17 protein-coding genes and 1 pseudogene are annotated in these 17606 nt (G+C 58.9%); 11 read left to right on the top strand and 7 right to left on the bottom strand.

Annotated elements, in window-relative coordinates; translation table 11 throughout:
• Window positions 1-6: 6 nt before the first annotated feature.
• Both CAF74_RS05935 and CAF74_RS05940 read right to left on the bottom strand, forming a co-directional pair.
• On the bottom strand, window positions 7-1305 hold the full coding sequence (locus CAF74_RS05935) for an MFS transporter (RefSeq protein ID WP_064596576.1): 1299 nt from the start codon (window positions 1303-1305) through the stop codon (window positions 7-9).
• Window positions 1306-1402: 97 nt separating this feature from the next.
• The gene (locus tag CAF74_RS05940; protein WP_085745652.1) at window positions 1403-2152 is read right to left on the bottom strand and encodes an SDR family NAD(P)-dependent oxidoreductase; all 750 of its coding nucleotides are present in this window, start codon (window positions 2150-2152) and stop codon (window positions 1403-1405) included.
• A gap of 198 nt (window positions 2153-2350) precedes the next feature.
• Between CAF74_RS05940 and CAF74_RS05945 the strand changes: the two genes are divergently transcribed.
• Complete coding sequence (locus CAF74_RS05945) at window positions 2351-3265, top strand: LysR substrate-binding domain-containing protein (protein ID WP_085745653.1); 915 nt, start codon at window positions 2351-2353, stop codon at window positions 3263-3265.
• 42 nt (window positions 3266-3307) lie between these two features.
• Here CAF74_RS05945 and CAF74_RS05950 read toward each other — a convergent pair whose 3' ends face one another.
• Window positions 3308-4222 carry a LysR family transcriptional regulator gene (locus CAF74_RS05950; RefSeq protein WP_085745654.1) on the bottom strand — a complete coding sequence of 305 codons (915 nt, stop codon included), beginning with the start codon at window positions 4220-4222 and terminating at the stop codon, window positions 3308-3310.
• Window positions 4223-4436: 214 nt separating this feature from the next.
• Here CAF74_RS05950 and CAF74_RS05955 point away from each other — a divergent pair, with 214 nt between their 5' ends.
• The 3 genes from CAF74_RS05955 to CAF74_RS05965 all read left to right on the top strand — a co-directional run bounded on the left by CAF74_RS05955 (window position 4437) and on the right by CAF74_RS05965 (window position 7110).
• Entirely contained in the window at window positions 4437-5777 is a 1341-nt protein-coding gene (locus tag CAF74_RS05955) for a nucleobase:cation symporter-2 family protein (RefSeq protein ID WP_085745655.1), read from the top strand.
• 30 nt (window positions 5778-5807) lie between these two features.
• Window positions 5808-6317 (top strand): nucleoside deaminase, encoded by a 510-nt coding sequence (locus tag CAF74_RS05960; RefSeq protein ID WP_085745656.1) that lies wholly within the window; start codon window positions 5808-5810, stop codon window positions 6315-6317.
• 133 nt (window positions 6318-6450) lie between these two features.
• On the top strand, window positions 6451-7110 hold the full coding sequence (locus CAF74_RS05965; RefSeq protein ID WP_085745657.1) for a carbonic anhydrase: 660 nt from the start codon (window positions 6451-6453) through the stop codon (window positions 7108-7110).
• A gap of 390 nt (window positions 7111-7500) precedes the next feature.
• Here the strand turns inward: CAF74_RS05965 and CAF74_RS29365 are convergent, their stop codons facing one another.
• Window positions 7501-7821: a hypothetical protein gene (locus CAF74_RS29365; RefSeq protein ID WP_085745658.1), complete on the bottom strand. Its 321-nt coding sequence runs from the start codon at window positions 7819-7821 to the stop codon at window positions 7501-7503.
• Window positions 7822-7873: 52 nt separating this feature from the next.
• Window positions 7874-8371, bottom strand: coding sequence for a short chain dehydrogenase (locus tag CAF74_RS05975; RefSeq protein ID WP_085745659.1), 498 nt, complete (start codon window positions 8369-8371; stop codon window positions 7874-7876).
• Between the two features lie 150 nt (window positions 8372-8521).
• Here CAF74_RS05975 and CAF74_RS05980 point away from each other — a divergent pair, with 150 nt between their 5' ends.
• The 3 genes from CAF74_RS05980 to CAF74_RS05990 all read left to right on the top strand — a co-directional run bounded on the left by CAF74_RS05980 (window position 8522) and on the right by CAF74_RS05990 (window position 10264).
• The gene (locus tag CAF74_RS05980; RefSeq protein ID WP_176240473.1) at window positions 8522-8770 is read left to right on the top strand and encodes a hypothetical protein; all 249 of its coding nucleotides are present in this window, start codon (window positions 8522-8524) and stop codon (window positions 8768-8770) included.
• A 176-nt stretch (window positions 8771-8946) separates the two neighbouring features.
• Complete coding sequence (locus CAF74_RS05985; protein WP_085745661.1) at window positions 8947-9876, top strand: ZIP family metal transporter; 930 nt, start codon at window positions 8947-8949, stop codon at window positions 9874-9876.
• A 73-nt stretch (window positions 9877-9949) separates the two neighbouring features.
• Window positions 9950-10264 (top strand): alpha/beta fold hydrolase, encoded by a 315-nt coding sequence (locus CAF74_RS05990; RefSeq protein WP_256578346.1) that lies wholly within the window; start codon window positions 9950-9952, stop codon window positions 10262-10264.
• A gap of 121 nt (window positions 10265-10385) precedes the next feature.
• Here the strand turns inward: CAF74_RS05990 and CAF74_RS05995 are convergent, their stop codons facing one another.
• Window positions 10386-11288 carry a bestrophin family protein gene (locus CAF74_RS05995; RefSeq protein WP_039768508.1) on the bottom strand — a complete coding sequence of 301 codons (903 nt, stop codon included), beginning with the start codon at window positions 11286-11288 and terminating at the stop codon, window positions 10386-10388.
• A 561-nt stretch (window positions 11289-11849) separates the two neighbouring features.
• Here CAF74_RS05995 and CAF74_RS06000 point away from each other — a divergent pair.
• From CAF74_RS06000 to CAF74_RS06015, 4 genes and pseudogenes are all read left to right on the top strand, one after another.
• A pseudogene (locus tag CAF74_RS06000) lies at window positions 11850-13904 on the top strand (ATP-binding cassette domain-containing protein).
• 87 nt (window positions 13905-13991) lie between these two features.
• Entirely contained in the window at window positions 13992-14969 is a 978-nt protein-coding gene (locus CAF74_RS06005) for a glycine betaine ABC transporter substrate-binding protein (protein ID WP_256578354.1), read from the top strand.
• A complete protein-coding gene (locus CAF74_RS06010; protein ID WP_085745664.1) occupies window positions 14966-15892 on the top strand; it encodes a homocysteine S-methyltransferase family protein in 927 nt (308 codons plus the stop codon). Before CAF74_RS06005 ends, CAF74_RS06010 begins: the two co-directional genes overlap by 4 nt.
• Window positions 15893-15930: 38 nt before the next feature.
• Window positions 15931-16203 carry a peptide-methionine (S)-S-oxide reductase gene (locus CAF74_RS06015; protein ID WP_256578355.1) on the top strand — a complete coding sequence of 91 codons (273 nt, stop codon included), beginning with the start codon at window positions 15931-15933 and terminating at the stop codon, window positions 16201-16203.
• Between the two features lie 358 nt (window positions 16204-16561).
• Here CAF74_RS06015 and CAF74_RS06020 read toward each other — a convergent pair whose 3' ends face one another.
• Entirely contained in the window at window positions 16562-17464 is a 903-nt protein-coding gene (locus tag CAF74_RS06020) for a transporter (RefSeq protein WP_085745858.1), read from the bottom strand.
• Window positions 17465-17606: the final 142 nt, after the last annotated feature.

Genomic DNA, 17606 nt, shown 5'->3' on the forward strand with positions numbered 1-17606 from the left:
TGTGAATCAACGATTGACCAGAGCGGCGGGAATGCGCAGGACCAGCGAGGCGCCGATCAGCAATACGCCGGTGATCAGATACATGCCGATAGCGCTGGAGCCGGTGAGTGTGGTTATCCAGCCAATCAGGTAGGGCGAGCAGAAGCCGGCAAGGTTGGCGAAGCTGTTGACGGCGGCGATGCCGGCCGCGGCGGAGACACCACCGAGCAGCGTGGTCGGGAGCATCCAGAACAGCGAGGTCGCGGACAGGATGCCTGAAGCCGCCAGGCACAGACTGAGAATGGACAGCATCACATTGCCTCCCATCAGCGCCGCGAGGGTCAGGCCGATGGCCCCGGCGATCATCGGCACGATCAGGTGCCAGCGGCGTTCGCGATGTTTGTCGCCACTGCGTCCGACCAGCAACATGGCGGCGATGGCACAGAGGTACGGCAGGCTGGTCAGCAAGCCGATCTTCATCGGATCGGAGACCCCGGCATTACGCACAAGGGTCGGCAGCCAGAAGGTGATTGCGTACTGCCCCATCACCACACAGAAATAGATCCCCGCGAGCAGCCAGAGGCGACGGTCACGAATGAATTCGCCCACGGACGCATGCGTCACTTTCTGCTGGTCGTCCTCCGCCAGCTCACGAGCGATCAGGGCTTTTTCGTCGTCGTTGAGCCAACTGGCCTGATGCACGCCATCCTTGAGATAGCTGAGCACCAACAGTCCGACAACCACCGTAGGCACAGCCTCCAGCACAAACATCCATTGCCAGCCGGCCCAGCCGTGCATGCCGGCGAAGTGGTTCATGATCCAGCCGGAGAGCGGGCCGCCGACCATGCCCGACAATGGGATGGCGATGAACCACAACACCGTCATGCGCGCACGCCGGTAGGACGGAAACCAGTAGGTGAGGTACAGCAGCAGACCCGGCGCCAGGCCGGCTTCGGCAATGCCCAGCAGAAAGCGCAGGGCGTAGAACTGCCAGGCGGTTTCGACGAAGGCGAAGAGGGCGGAGACAATGCCCCAGGTGATCATGATGCGCGCAATCCAGACTCGCGCGCCGACCTTGTGCAGGATGATGTTGCTGGGCACTTCGCAGAGAAAGTAGCCGATGAAGAACATGCCGGCGCCCAGCCCGTAGACTGTTTCGCTGAGCGCCAGATCGTTCATCATTTGCAGTTTGGCAAAGCCGACGTTGACGCGATCGAGGTAGGCGCACAGGTAGCACAGCATCAGGAACGGCATCAGGCGCCATGCGGTTTTACGGTAGGCGTTGGAACGCACCGCCGAAACGGCTTCGAGCGACAGGGTAGTCATGATGGTCTGATCTCTTGTTTTTATTGACCGCCGGGCAAGAATGCCCGGCCGTATCATCGATCCAGAACCGCACGGGCCGCGAGGCCCGCCACGTGTGTCAGTGAATCAGCATGCCGCCGTTCACATCCAGGGTAATGCCGGTCAGATAGGAGGACAGGTCGCTGGCCAGGAACAGCGCCGCATTGGCCACATCCTGCGCCTCGCCCAGACGACCCAGCGGAATGCCGTCGATGATCGCGTGGCGGCGCTCGTCCTGCATCAGGCCGCCAGTAATGTCGGTGTGAATCAGGCCGGGAGCAATGGAGTTGACGCGTACGTTGTCCGGCCCCAGCTCACGCGCCATGGCCTTGGCCAGGCCCAGCACACCGGCCTTGGCGGCGCTGTAATGAGGCCCGCCAAAAATGCCGCCGCCGCGCTGCGCGGAAACCGAAGACATGCACACGATGCTGCCGCTGGCTTGCTGGCGCATGAGCGGAATCACCGCCTGGGACATCAGCAACGTACCGCGCAGGCTGACGTCCAGCACCTTGTCGTAATCACCGGGGCGGATATCGAGGGTTTTGAGGGGTTGGGTGATGCCGGCATTGTTGACCAGTATGTCGATCCGGCCGAAGTGTTCGATGATGGTGGCGACAGCCTGCTGCACCTGAGACTCGTCGGCGACGTTGGCAGCCAGGCCGAGATGACCCTCGCCCAAAGAGGCAGCGGCATCGCGGGCAGCGGATGCGTCCAGATCCAGAATCACCACCCGGGCGCCATGTTGAGCGAAGGTCGTAGCTGTCGCGCGGCCGATACCACGTGCGGAGGCAGCACCTGTGATGATCGCGACTTTGCCTTGAAGAAGCATGGGAGAAAACCTCTGATTGTTGTTATTGAGTCGGTCCGTGCAGAACCGATGACTCAGCTTGTCTCCCGTAACGACCCTGAGCAATAACGCAAACTTCACTGGATGCTGAAAAAAATTCAGCACTCGCCAACATGCGGTTGCGGTGTTTGAATAGCCGAACGCCCGGCCTCAGCCACTTGCAGCGGAATAACCATCATCATGAGTTCATCTGGCGAAGCACCGCCAATCCTGCCACCCCTGAAAGCCATTCAGGCCTTTGAGCAAACTGCGCGCTTTGGCAACGTCGCACGTGCGGCCGAAGTGCTGGACCTGACGCCCTCGGCAGTCAGTCACCAACTGGCCAAACTCGAGGCGATGATCGGGCGACAGCTATTCCTCAGAACGGCGAGGGGAGTGACGTTGACGCCCGTGGGCGAGCAATACCTGTCCGAGATATCCGGCATCCTGCACAGCCTGGCGGTGGCAACAGAGCGTGCGACCAGTGATGTCAGCCTAGACTGCCTGCGATTGCATTCGTCACCCAGCTTCGGCCTGTTGTGGCTGATGCCGCGCCTGGAACAGTTTCGCGAGAGCCATCCCGACATTCAGCTCAATCTCTCATGCTCCTATGAATCGCTGCACTTCAGTCGGGACAAGATCGACGTGGACATCCGCCACGGCATGCCGAACTGGCCAAGTTTCGAAGTGCGCACGTTGCGCAACGAAAAAATCGCAGTCCTCGCATCACCCAAGCTTCTGGAAAAACGCCCCATCCGCGCCGTCGCCGACTTGCTGGACTGCAACCTGATCCTGTCGGAAGCGACGCTGATCAAGTGGCCGCAACTGTTTGCTCAACACGGGCTGTCGCGCCCTGAACGCCCCTATACCTTGAGCTTTGACCGCTCCTACATGACCCTCGAGGCCGCCAGCCACGGTCTTGGTTTTGCACTGGAAAGCACGCTGCTGGCGCAGGACTACCTGGCGCGCGGCGAGTTGGTTGAAGTCATTCCCGGGCTGAGTGCCCCGATTACCGCGCACCACCTGGTTTTCCCGAGGGCGCATGCGGGGTTTCCCCGGGTGAGGCGTTTTCTGGAATGGATGCAGCGTGAGTTGGGGCATGACTTCAGTTACTGATGCTGGCGCGATCGGCGAGGTATTGGGCGTCATGCGCAAACCTCAAAGCGTGGTGGTCTGCCCGTTGCGATCCAGTTCATACACTTTGTTGCCCTGCAATTTCTCCTTCAACCACCGCTCCGCCTTACCCAGCGGCCGCTGCCGCGCCCAAAGCAAATCCACACCAATCTGCCAGTCCGTATGCGGGTACGCCGAGAGCAGCAATTCCACCAGCTCACCCTTGGCCAGTTCACGCTGTATGAGTTGGCGGGGCAGGGTGGCCCAGCCGAGTCCGGCGCGGACCATTTCCAATAACGCCAGATAGCTTTCAGCCTGCCACAACTGGGTCGAACGCAGGTATTCGCTGCTCGGCAGTTTGCTCGCGTGGGCGCTGAAGGCCAGGCGACGATGGACGTGCAGGTCCTCGAACGTGACGTTTTCAAGTTGCGCCAATGGGTGCCGAGGATGGCAGACGTGCAGCATGATCAGTTTGCCCAGTTGCTGGAACGCCAGCTCCTTGGGGTAGCCGGGCTGCGAGAACGCCACACCGAGTACCGCTTCGCCGCTGCTGACCAGTTCGCTGACGTCGCCATGGACCGGATGACGGATGATCAAGTCGACGAAGGGGAATGCTGCTTCGAAAGCTTTGAGCACCGGCATGATCGGGCCGTACGGCGTTTCAATGGCCAGTGTCAGGCTGGGTTCTACGTTGTCCGAGAGGCAGTCGGCGTGGGCTTCAAAGGTCATGCAGCGTTCGAGCACGGCTTCGGCCTGCACCAGTAATTTGTGGCCGCTGGCGGTGAGGGCAGGGCTGCGGTTGCTGCGATCGAACAGGTCGACGCCAAGGTCGGTTTCGAGGTTGGCAATCGCTGCGCTGATGGTCGATTGGGTCTTGCCCAGTTTGCGCCCGGCGGCGGAAAACGATCCGCTTTTGACCACTTGGACGAACATCTGCAGTTGATCGAGTGAGAAGCGCAAGCGTTGAACTCCCGGTTCGAAATGACGGTTTGGAGTGGCTAGCAGATGCCAGATTCGTGCCATCGGAAAAAGCGATGGTTGCTAATTTGTTTCATCGCAATAAACGTTCAAATATGGCCCCGCGTCAAAACGATCTCCGGGGCGGATCCTCCTTTCAAACGCCCCGAGCATGCCCGCTATCTCAACAGATGCCGCACTTTCAGGAGCGTGTGAAATGACCACACAACGCATTCATCCGGTGGACGAGGTTTTGCCACTGCGCCAGTTGTTCACGTTTGGCTTGCAGCATGTTCTGGTGATGTACGCGGGAGCGGTGGCGGTGCCGCTGATTCTTGGCAGTGCGATGGGGCTGACCTCGGCACAGGTGGTGTTGCTGATCAACGCGAACCTGTTGACCTCTGGTGTGGCGACGCTGATTCAAACCCTCGGTTTCTGGAAGTTCGGCGCCCGCCTGCCGCTGATTCAGGGCTGCTCGTTCATTGCCCTGGCGCCGATGATCATGATCGGCAAGGAGTTTGGCCTCAGTCAGATTTTCGGCGCGGTGATCGCGGCGGGTTTTCTCACCATTGCGCTGGCACCGGTGTTCAGCCGCTTGCTGCGGTTTTTTCCGCCGGTGGTGATTGGCAGCCTGATCACCATTATCGGCATCTCGCTGATGCCGGCCGCGGCGATCTGGCTGGGCGGTGGCAATCCCGATGCGGCCGATTTTGGCAATCCCGCAAACCTGTTGCTCGGTTTGGCCACGGTCAGTGTGACGCTGGTGATCTACGCCAAATTCAAGGGCTTCATCGGCAACCTCAGCGTGCTGATTGGCCTGTTTGTCGGCAGCCTGATCGCAGCGGCTTGCGGCATGACTCACTTCAATCGGGTCAGCGAAGCGGCGTGGCTTGAGCTGAGTGCGCCGATGGCGTTCGGCGCGCCGGAGTTCGCGCCGGTGCCGATTCTGATCATGACCCTGGCGATGCTGGTCATCATGGCCGAGACCACCGGCAACTGCCTGGCGATCGGCAAATTGACCGGAAAACCGACCACGCAACACACCCTCGGCAACGCATTTCGCGCCGACGGCTTGTCGACCATGCTCGGCGGTTTGTTCAACAGCTTTCCTTACAACGCCTTCACCCAGAACACCGGTTTGATTGCGCTTTCCAACGTGAAAAGCCGCTTCGTCGTGGCCGCTGCCGGGGCAATCATGGTGCTGATGGGCCTGTTCCCGAAACTCGGCGCGTTGATCGCCGCGGTGCCGACGCCGGTGCTCGGTGGCTGCGCGATTGTGATGTTCGGCATGACCACGGTGGCGGGGATTCAGGAACTGTCACGGGTGCAATTCGAGGGTACGCGCAACGGCATTATCGTCGCCGTGTCAGTGAGTGTCGGGGTGCTGCCGATGTCCTTTCCGGCGCTGTTCGAACACGTCGGCCCGACCCTGAAACTGGTGCTCGACAGTGGAATTTTCCTCGGAGCGATCACCGCCATCGTCCTCAACGTTCTGCTCAACGATGAAAAAAAATCGACCGAAACCATCGGCGCTACATCGGCTGAACTGGCCGACTGACTTTTGTTTTCCACTGCCCTGGAGTTACCCATGAATCAATTGACTGAACTCATCCCGGCTGGCATCAGCGCGCTTGATCTGAAACTACTGCGCCAGACCATCGCCTTGTCCGAGGCATCGAAGCAACGCGGTCGCCATCCGTTCGCGGCATTGGTGGCCGACCGCAACGGCAAGGTGATTGTCGAAGCGGGGAACAACTCGATGCCCCCGGAAGGTGATCCGACGCAGCACGCTGAGTTGGTGGCAGCGGCGGCAGCGGCAAAACTGCTGTCGCCGCAGGAGTTGGAACTGTGCACGCTGTACACCAGTGCCGAACCTTGCTGCATGTGCGCCGGCGCCGTGTATTGGACGGGGATCGGGCGGGTGGTCTATGCCTTGTCGGAGCATGCCTTGCTGGGTTTGACGGGGGACCACCCGGAGAACCCGACGTTCTCGCTGCCGTGCCGCGAAGTGTTCGCCAAGGGGCAACGCAAGGTCAGCGTGTTGGGGCCGATGTTGGAGGGGGAGGCCGCTGAAGCGCACAGAGGGTTTTGGTCCTGACAGGTTTGAAACGAAGCTTGAGCGGTGTGAGGTCGCGCACTCGCCTGCAACGTCTGCGATAATGACGCCCCACTGAGGCGCGAAGGCATCGAGTGCTCGTCTCGGCATCCGGAATCAGGCTTTGGAGGACTTTATGCGTGACATTATTGATGGCTTTCTGCGGTTTCAGCGCGAGGTGTATCCACAACGCGTCGAGCTTTTCAGGCAGCTCGCGACAGAGCAAAACCCAAAGGCGTTGTTTGTCACATGCTCGGACAGTCGTGTAGTGCCTGAACTGCTCACACAGCGTGAGCCGGGTGAGCTGTTCGTGATCCGCAACGCCGGCAACATTGTGCCGTCATATGGTCCTGAACCGGGTGGTGTTTCGGCTACCGTCGAATATGCGGTTGCAGTGCTCGGGGTACGGGACATTGTGATCTGCGGCCACTCGGATTGCGGAGCGATGGGCGCGATTTCACGCTGCACGTGTCTGGATCATCTTCCGGCAGTTGCCAACTGGCTTCGGCACTCTGACGCCGCGAAAGCGATCAACGCGGCGCATGAGTTCGATACGCCACGCGACAAGCTCGATGGCCTCGTTCGTGAAAACGTGATCGCACAACTGGCGAACCTGCGCACCCATCCATCGGTGGCGCTTGCGCTTGAGCAAGGACGCTTGAATTTGCATGGCTGGGTCTATGACATCGAGGCGGGCTGCATCGATGCGCTGGATGGTGCAACTCGGCGCTTCGTCAAGCTTTCCGATTCACCGACCACCGTTGCCGTTGCTGCGCGCGATGCTGGTCAGTTGTAACTCGCGGAAGGACTGCACGTCGCTGATGACGAGAATTCTCTAAGCATGCGTTGAGTCAAGGGCTGGGCACCTTATGCCAAGCCTGCGCTCGCGCTATGCGTTTTGCCCGAAGCAGAGGACTGCCGAGGCCGTCGCGGCAGTCCTTTGCCTCTTTGTCTCAACTTACTCCTGGAGTGAGATCCAACCGCTCGCCTGTGCAAGAGTGGCACTGCCGGCGCCAGTGGAGCCTGGCCAGGCTTGTAAGCGCTTTCCCTGTCCACCGCAGCGTTAACTTGGCTACGTCGTACAAATGCCAGAGGGCCAGCGGTTGTATTGGGTGCATCCAATGCCTCGGTTCGTCGATCATGAGCAACACTGGAACATCATCCGAATCGCACCTTACGCCGAGAGTTAATCAGGCTCTTGGAGCGAGCTGAACCATTCGGCATAAGGGGAGTTGACGACCAGCCGCCGGTTGAAGTCAGCGCTTCCATCAGCCCACCAGACAGGCCCCCGTTCCCCGAGGGCCACTTTGGCCATTTGTACCTTTTCCCGAGCGCGCTTGAGTTGCGACCCGTCTTGCGCACTCTTAGCGTTCTTGACCTCTCGTCGAGCGGCCATAAGCGCATCGACAAGACGCTGGCGCACATCTTCATCCAAAGACGGGTTGGAACATCGCCATAGCCGGCCTTTGACAACAAAGTAGCGACCGTCTGGTGTCACTGGATGCATTCCTGTCTCCGACCGTTCAAAGAGCACTTCTCCAAAAATTCAGCAAGGACGGCTATCTCGGTTTTCGGGCAGGAAGGCGATTGGCTTGTTTGACTCCAAGCAGTATTCCCAGTACTAGCGCGGCGCCTGCCGCCAGAAGTATTGGATATGGATGTTTACCTGACATCCGGACGCCCTCGACTCCGAGTTGATCGCTTGCCGGAGCAGGTCGATGTCGTGATGACGATGGAGTAAGACTGCTTGGACTGGCAGGGGAGTCGACATCTGCCCTGTACGGCATTTCGTTCAAGGGCAAACGCGCACCGTCCGCGAGAGTCAGGGTGAGGTCCTCGACAGTCCCGGCGAGTCGATCGGGAAACACCGGCTCACCCGTGGGATCAAGTTCATCGTAATAAAACTGCTTTCCTTCCAGCCAACCTATGGCCGTCATCAATTCCGGGCCAAGATAATATTTTCCGTCGAGGAAGAAACCCGGGAAATGTCGCGTGCGTTCGAGACTGTCTATGGTGTAGCGCTCGCCTGCCTTCATACCGGTTGCTGGGTCGATCATGATGAAATCCTCAGATTCGCTGGTGTTGCGATAGAGGACGGGGCCTGGCGCAACGTTCCATCGAGATTACCGAAAGGCTGTGCTTCGTCAGACCTTTTGAACCTAATTCGAAAACTGTTGCTCAACCGGGAAATGTACGGGGTGGGTGAAATGAATGCTTTCAAGAATCAACTGACGCTTGAGCAGGAATCCAGATTGAAAGCCCTGGATGCCTGGCATCGTGCATTGGAGAACCGAGCGTTACGCATGGAGTGTCCCGATGCCTATCACGAGGAACTATTGCGCCAGTCTGATGAGATGCATCGGTTGGGTATGTTGACCGATTCCGAATGGCGTGACCTGAGAAGGGAGGCAGATGCGGCCTATCTGCGTGCGGTCGCCGGTAAGGATTATCACTGAGGTCATTCAGCTCATGTCTATTGCCGACGAAGCCAGGGCGATGTCCGACCCAGACAGCAATCCGATCACGGGTGCGGACCTGGGGGCGGGTGTGAAAGGCGAACCACAACCTTAACGACGTGACCGCACGCCAAAGGGCGTGCGGTTTTTTCATCTCAAGACAACAGGAGGGTGCGATGTCCGAGCCGTTGACCTCATATGGCGCAACACTTCGCTCACGGTTTGTTCGGTTCTCAAAATCCGGATGGGGCGGGCTAGCCTTCTGGTCAATTCTGATTGGCGTGACGCTTTACTTGCTGATCAGCGGGTATGGTGCCTTCGTCGGCGCCAACAAACAAAATCTGCACTTTGCATTTCTCGGCGGCATGTCAGGCTTCGCTGCGACGGCCATAGGTGCGGTGGCAGCGATCGCGTTACGTGATATCGCCGCCAGAACGCAGGACATCATGCTGGGCTTCGCTGCCGGGATGATGCTGGCCGCCAGTTCGTTTTCGCTCATTCTTCCGGGTATCGAAGCCGCCCAGGAGCTCTGCGGTAACCAGCTGCTCGCAGCCTGTGTCGTCGTTGCAGGATTGGGATTGGGGGTAGCGCTGATGATCGGTCTGGATCGCTTCGTGCCTCACGAACATGAGAAAAGCGGTCGCCGTGGGCCCGAGGTGCAGCGCATCAATCGCGTATGGCTGTTTGTTCTGGCAATCACGCTGCATAACCTGCCGGAGGGGATGGCCATTGGAGTGAGCTTTGCCAATGGCGACATGAAGGTGGGATTGCCGCTAACCACTGCCATCGCCATTCAAGACATTCCCGAAGGCCTGGCTGTGGCCCTTGCGTTACGCGTGACCGGGATTTCAGCGCTTCGCGCTGCGCTTATTGCGGTGGGCTCAGGGTTGATGGAGCCCGTAGGCGCGATCGTCGGCTTGGGGATTTCGAGCAGCTTCGCATTGGGATATCCTATAGCGCTCGGTCTGGCGGCGGGCGCGATGATTTTTGTGGTGTCCCATGAGGTCATTCCCGAGACCCATCGCAATGGTCATGAGACACCTGCAACCTTGGGGTTGATGCTCGGTTTCGGGGTCATGATGTTTCTCGATACGGCTTTGGGTTGACCCCTTACCTCCCATCCCGCACAAGCAAGAAAGATCCGGCCATTCAGTTCAGACGCTGCTGCGGTTCGGTGTGATGAAAGGCATGCTCTCTGTTAATCCGCAAACCTACTATTTCCAGCTCGCAGCCTTGATCGGATGGACAAGCCTGCTTCGCTTGTCCCGGATGCTTCAACGCACGCTGATTCTTGCCGGCGACCGCGATCCGTTAATACAGGCGTACAACGGCCATATCCTGCGCCGCACAATCCGACATTCAGAACTTCGCGTTCTGGAGGGCGAGGGACATTTCTTTGTGGTGACCAGCGCTGGACGAACTGCCGCCCTGGTCCGCGAATTTCTTCGCCGCCATTATGACGATGAAGAGAAGGCGCCGAGGATCGCGAACTGAAACACCAAGGCTGGCCTGGAGCGCACACTGGTCAGTTAATCCGCTCGTCTCATCAATAGTCGCTCTGCACCTGATAAAGAAAAGGGGAGACCCGCTATCGCGCTGCTGCTAAAGCAGCGCCTCACGCGTGCTCTTCAAGCCTGCGCACATCACCCAACGAATCACGTTGCATCGACTGCAAGTTCTTTTCAATGGTTTCGCACAGTGCTTCCATTTGAATCTGGTGTTCGCTGTGGCGAAACGGGCTTTGCAGATCGGTGCCGATGCGTTCGATGGCCAGCAGCATGAATCCCACCACGGTCGACGCCAGCGGCGTAAACCAGCCCAGGGATTCGACCAGTCCCACCGGCACGATCAGGCAGAACAGCGAAATAAACAGCCGCGGAAAATAGACGTAAGGGTAGGGCAGCGGGGTATTGGCGATCCGCTCCATGCCGCCCTGACTGTTGGACAGGTCGACCAGCGTCGACTCGAGCCGCGCCAGGCGAATACTGTCCAGATGCCCGGCCTTGTATTCCTTGGCGAGCAAAGTCGCGGAGCCGGTGAGAATATCGTTGGCAAAGTTATTGGTCGTGCCACTGCGGGCGAACTCTTCGGCGGGAATAAACGCCCGCACCTCGTCAGGACAAGGCTGGCCTTGCAGATGCGCGGCGAGGCAGTTCACATACGCGACGTGGCGACGCAGCAGAGTGGATTTGACCGGATTCACCTCGCCGCCGGCGTCGTCCAGCAGCGTCAGCACCTGCCGGGCGAAGCTGCGGGAGTTGTTGATCATCGCCCCCCACAACGTCCGCGCTTCCCACCAGCGGTTGTAGGCGCTGCTGTTGCGAAAACTGATCAATACGATCAACGCCGAACCCAGCAAGGTCAGCGGCATCAGCGGCAGGTTCAGCTTGGCGTTGAGGAACAGCATGAAGTCGACGGTGACGGCGATGTCCCACAGCAGCAACCAGAACAGAGACCAGCCCACGTAGCCCAGGGTCTTGATGATCAGGCGGTATTTTTTGACGATGGCAGCTTTCAAACGGAAACCTCGTGGCGAGCAGTTTGCTTAAACGCTTAAGCTCGGACGATGCCTGGCACCGGCAGTTCCCTGGTGAAGCAGCCAACCGTCAGTCAATCTGCGAAGCCCGGCCATCCGAATGGGCGCGGAACACTCCATCAAAACCGGGCTGAGTCTGCTGCTGGACGTCAGCCCGTCGATGAGTCGATCAAGCGTTGACCGGCACGGCTTTGGACCTGCGATACAGGATCGTTATCGGTGTGCAGCACGTCCGGCCGTCGGCACGCAGCAAAACCACATCGCTTTAAAACGCACCTCCGGAAACCGGGCGGGAAAGCCTAAGCTCATTCCAAAAAGATATTTATTTAATCTTTTTAAGATCGTTTAGCTTTTAGCAAAGAAAACGTGCAGCGCCTCGCTTGCGGCGTTTTTTTGCCTCAGGCCAACCCTGTCCGCGGTCATCGCCCGAGGCTTTTGTCCATTTTTTACCCTGGAACGGCCACATATCTGGCCGTCAGCGGTTCGGTGCCGGGAGCCCTCGTGACACTTATTAAAACCTCTTTGGCAACGGTACAAGTCGACTTGCCTGAACGATTGGCCCCACCCACCGACGATAGCGCCGAGGAGGGCGATGTTGTCCTCGAACTGCGAGGCGTCACTAAAGCTTATCTGCGCAAGGGCGGATCGCCGTTGCCGGCTGTCAACCATGTCAGCTTGAAGGTCCGGCGCGGCGAAGTGCTGTGCCTGATGGGCACCTCCGGCAGCGGCAAATCGACCTTGCTTCGTCATATCAATCGTTTGATCGAACCCACCAGCGGTGAGGTCTTGATTGAAGGTCAGGCTATCAGCGGCCTGAGCCACAAAGCGTTGCGGGATTTGCGCTCGCGGCGAATCGGCATGGTGTTCCAGCATTTTGGTCTTTTGCCCCATCGCACGGTGCTGGACAACGTTGCGCTGCCTCTGGAGTTGCGCGGCGAATCCGAGGCCGTCCGGCACGCAGCGGCCACCCGACAGTTACAGGCGATGGGCCTTGAGGGATGGGGCGAGCATTATCCCCACGAGTTGTCCGGCGGTATGCAGCAAAGGGTCGGTCTTGCGCGGGCATTGGTGACTGATCCGGATATTCTCCTGATGGACGAGCCTTTCAGCGCACTGGATCCGACCATCCGGCGAGACCTGCAAAGGCATTTTCTGGCCTTGGTACGCGAGCGCGGGATCACCACGTTGCTGGTCACCCACGATCCTGCCGAAGCGGTCCGTCTCGCTGATCGGATAGCGGTATTGCGCCAGGGACGTCTGGTGCAGTCGGGCACCCCGAAACAGCTGCTCGAGACGCCGGCCGATGCTGAGGTCGCGGATTTTTTCCGCGATTGCCTTCCAGCCGCACCGGTATTGCACGATGCCGGTGGCGCGGTACGTCAGGTTCCCGAAACGGCACCGAAGGAGCAACCGGTTCAGCCGGGCTTGCGCGGCTGGTAAGCCTTGTTGCTCGGGCCGGCAGCGCTGGCGGCGCGGGGCCGAGGCGGGTTGTTCTGGCTCGGGTTCGCCGCAGAACTCGCGGCTCTGGCCACTGCGGTGCAAGGCATTGCGAGCGCATCCTGGATATCGGTCGTGGTGGGATTGGCCGTGCTGGCGGCCAGTCGTTTCACCGCGTATTCGCTGAGCCGTCAACCGGTGCGGCGCGCCGTTTCGAGTTGGGCGTTGCCGCTGGCGGTGCTGCTGGTCAGTCAGGCATTGGTGATCTGGCGCGTGTTGACGCCCGATACCACCCAGGCGTTCTTGCAGTTCCCGGCCAGCCGCCAGGCGCTGTTACTGACTGCACAGAGCGTGGATGACTTTATCGGTTGGTCACAGGTGACGTTCGAGAGCGCTTTTGTCGGCGTGATCGTTGCGGTTCGCACGGTCATTGAAGGAATCGAATCCCTGCTCGGTTGGCTGCCCTGGCCGGTTTGCGCGCTGGCGCTGGGATTGCTGGCCTGGCGCTCGGCGGGCCTGGCCCTGGCGCTCACCAGCAGCGCAGCGTTGTTGTATATCGGCCTGTTCGGGTTTTGGGAGCGGACAATTGCCACGCTGGCGCTGGTTGGTTCGTCGGTGCTGATCGCACTGGTGATCGGCGTACCCACCGGCATTTTGCTGGCGAAGCGGCCGTTTGCCCGCAGGCTGCTCACGCCCTTGCTGGATGTCATGCAGACCCTGCCGACCTTTGTCTACCTGATTCCCGCTGTGGCGTTCTTCTCGGTGGGCAAGACCCCGGCAGTCATTGCGACGGTGATTTTTGCCCTGGCACCGATGATTCGTCTGACGTCCCTGGGCATTCAGGAAGTCCCGAAGGATGCCGTGGAAGCGGCAATCGCCCATGGAGCGAACCCTTGGCAAACCCTGGTGAAGGTGCAACTGCCGCTGGCGCGAAGATCACTGTTGCTGGGGATCAATCAGACCATTGTCATGAGCCTGTCGATGGTGGTGGTTGCTGCCCTGATCGGCGCTGGAGGGTTGGGTTACGACGTTATGACGGCGTTGCGCAATATCAAGGGCGGCGAGGGCGTGCTGGCCGGCGTGGCGATCGTGCTGTGTGCATTGATCCCCGATCGAATCATTCAATCGAGCTTGCGCAAGCAAGACCATCTGCATAACTGAACTGTGAGACTTATCGTGGCAAAACATCTATTGCGTAACTTGAGTGCGGCTGCAGTGCTGGCCTCCCTGATCGTGCCGGCCAGCGTGATGGCCAAGGACAAAATTGTCATTGGCGAGCAGAACTGGACGGGGGCCATCGCCATTCAACACATTTTGGGTGAGGTGATCAAAAGTCGTCTGGACGGTGATGTGTCGTATCTGGCCGGGGACGTGCCGGTGCTTTTCAGTGCGGCGGCCAAGGGCGACGGTTCTGTGGATGTGCTGACGGACATCTGGCTGCCCAATCAGTCGGCGGCGTGGGCCAAGTACGTCACCGGCGGCACCCGCTCACTGGTGCCCAATGCTCACCCTTATGCCGGCGAACAAGGCTTCTACATTCCCGGTTATCTGCAAGACAAGTACGGCGTCAAATCGATCTACGACCTGAAAAAACCGGAAGTGGCCAAGCTCTTCGAGCCAGTGGGCGGCGGCAAGGCCGAACTGCTGGTGGGGCCGGCGGGCTGGGAGTCGACCTATATCGGCCAGATCAAGGCCAAGGATTACGGCTTCGCCGATAAATTCGAGTCCGTGTCGACGGAAGCCCCGGTGACCTACGCCAAACTGGCCTCGGCTTACAAGGCGCAACGCGGCGTGGTGTTCTACGCCTACACCCCTGACTGGATTTTCTCGGCCTATGATCTGCGTCGCCTGGAAGAACCCGCGTTCGATGGCTACGCCCAGGACAACAAAAAAGAAGATCCTCTCTACAAGGCGGATGGCTGCTGGAAATTTGTCAGCCCGACCGTCGATCCTGACTGGCTGAACAAGAGCCACATCACCTGCGCCTTCCCGGATGCCAAGGTGTACGTCCTGGCTTCCACCGCACTGCAAAAGCGCGCACCGAAAATTGCCGAGTTTCTGCACAATTTCGCCATCGACCCGGCACAGTTGAACGGACTGATCCAGAAGATCGAAAAGGAAAAACAGCCAGCAGACGTCGCCGCCAAGGCCTGGGTTCAAGCCAACCCTTCTACTGTTGACCAGTGGTTTGCAGGGCAGGCGCAGCAAGTGAGTTCAGCCCAATGACCAGAGCGAACGTACGTGTACTCGATGGTGGCATGGGGCGCGAGTTGAAGCGAATCGGCGCGCCGTTCCGTCAACCGGAATGGTCGGCCCTCGCACTGATCGAAGCGCCCGAGTATGTGCTGCAGGCGCATCAGGCGTTCGTGACAGCGGGCGCCCGGATCATCACCACCAACAGCTATGCGGTGGTGCCTTTTCATATTGGCGATGAGCGATTTGCCGAGCAGGGAAGAGCGCTGGCTGAGCGCGCCGGACGGCTGGCGCGGCAGGCCGCCGGCGAAAGTACCGATGCGGTCACCGTGGCCGGTTCGTTGCCGCCGGCGTTGGGGTCCTACCGGCCGGATCTGTTCGATCATCAGCGTTCAGTAGCGATCCACCGCGAACTGATTGCCGGATTGCGAACGCACGTCGATGTTTGGCTGGCCGAAACGCAAAGCTCCATTGCTGAAGTGCGGGCGGTGGCCGAAGCCCGCGGAACGGATCCCGCGCCACTTTGGGTATCATTCACGCTGTTGGACGAAGAGGGCCGGGAGCCGCGATTACGCTCAAACGAGGCCGTTGCCGATGCGGTTCGCGTGGCGGCCGAACTGGGGGCCAAGGCGGTGCTCTTCAATTGCAGCCAGCCGGAAGTGATGGCCGCGGCTTTGATTGAGGCACGCGCTGTGATTGAAAACCTGGATCATCCTGTCGAACTGGGGGTTTATGCCAATGCTTTCCCCCCTGTCAGTGCCAAAGCCGAGGCCAATAGCGATTTGTTGGACATTCGTCGTGACCTGGGCCCCGAGTCCTACCTGGACTGGTCGAAGTCATGGGTTGCCGCAGGGGCCAGCATTGTCGGCGGATGCTGTGGAATCGGTCCGGAGCATATCGCCCAGTTGCATTTGCACCTGCAGTATCTAAAGGGTGAGGAGGCCGCGCATGAGTGATTTTTCAGGCGACGTTCTGTCAGAGCAGGCGACATTGGGTGCCGGCTGTTTCTGGGGAGCGGAAGCTTCATTATCCCACGTCAATCGACCGGCAGGGTGCGTACGTCGGGGCGAAATACCGTTCCGCGCTGTTTTTCAACAGTGCCGAACAGGCCCGACTGGCGCTTGTCGCCAGGCAGCAACTGGACTCCAGTGGCCAGTTGGACAAGCCAGTGGCTACGGTGATCCTGCCACTGGGTGAGTTTCAAAGGGCAGATGAAGAACATCAGCGCCACCTTGAAAAGCACGGTGGCAGTGCCTGTTCCATTTGATGCATATGCAACGCTTTTGCCGTCAAAGAGGAGCAGGGTGAAGCTGTTCTTGATCGGCTGATTTCGTCACGGCGATCCCCTTTAACTGTCAAGTCGGCTCCAGGCAGCCGACGCGCGCTAGATTTTACAACGTGTGAAGTAGTAGAGAAGCTATAATTTGCTAGCCGTCCCATGGTGACTTATAAAATACCGCCCCAGTTCGGCCGATGAGGACGTAGTAATAGACTTTAATTACAGGATTGACGGGTTCTTACTTGGAATGGCATTGACATCCAGACCGTCGATACACATAAATTTTACTGAGTCATTTTCAATCTGACTCGTTCTTCACGTAATCGGTTGCCGAGAATAACTTTGCTTAAAAGAAAGCCAGCGTCAAATTGACCGCGAAACCGTTGCCCTCCGGCCTATTTTTGGTATCGAACTCCGGTACCCAGCGTGCACTGACATTCACTCTGGCATCATTGAATTTACCGGCCCAACCGATCACCGGGCCGGCTCCCACGGCGCGACCGCGATAGCCTCCGAATAACTCAGCAGTCTGGCCTTTGTCGTCGGTAACTTGCTGCACATACCCTCCGACGATGCCTGCGCTCCAGCCTTTGCCGAACCCCTGCGTCCAGAGTGCATCTAAGGTGAAAATGTTGCCATTGCGATAGTCGGTCGCATCGTTTTCGGTGTAAAACTCCAATCCGGAGGACAGCGTAATTTCGCCGCCCGAGCCGTCGAGGTGGGTGAAGGCTAAGGTGGGCATAAACGTGTAATTATTCTGGCCAGGATTGGCCAAGCGATTATCGTTATAGGCACCCGTCGGGAGGTAAACAGGAAGGGAAAAGGAGATGTGGTTTTGCGCGTCGAAGTGATAGCCGGCAGCGATGGGTGTCACGAGAATATCGGCAAACTGTGTTCCCGTGTCTTCTGCCCCCAGCACGCGACCCCGAGGCTGGGTAATGTCCACGGTTACATCGGTATATTGCATCGGCACGCCAATAGCCGATGCATAGTTCCATCGACCTTTTCCGGTATCCCATACATGGGTGAAATTGGCGATGGTATAGGACACTTTCATATCCAGATCCCCACCAATTCTGCCGACTATTGGCACGCCCTTATTGCCCTTGAGATCACCGTCGTACCAGATGCTGGTCAATGACATGATCCAGCCAGGTTCCGGTGGCACTACCCCCGCGTTGGAAAATACCTGTTGGCCCGTAATCGGACGCCCGACGCCACCCTCGGCCGCAAGTAGTACGGAACTCATTCCAAACGCAGGCGTGAATAACAAAAAGCTGGCAACTAAAGTCTTTCTTTCCACTGCTTTTCTTCCTTCAATCCATGATCAGTTGAGCTACTCGGTCCAGAAACCAAAACGTCCGCCATCAGGCGGACGCTTGGAAGGCAGC

Origin of the sequence: Pseudomonas sp. R45(2017) (genome assembly GCF_002112305.1) — a bacterium.
In the GTDB taxonomy this organism is placed as follows: domain Bacteria; phylum Pseudomonadota; class Gammaproteobacteria; order Pseudomonadales; family Pseudomonadaceae; genus Aquipseudomonas; species Aquipseudomonas paraglycinae.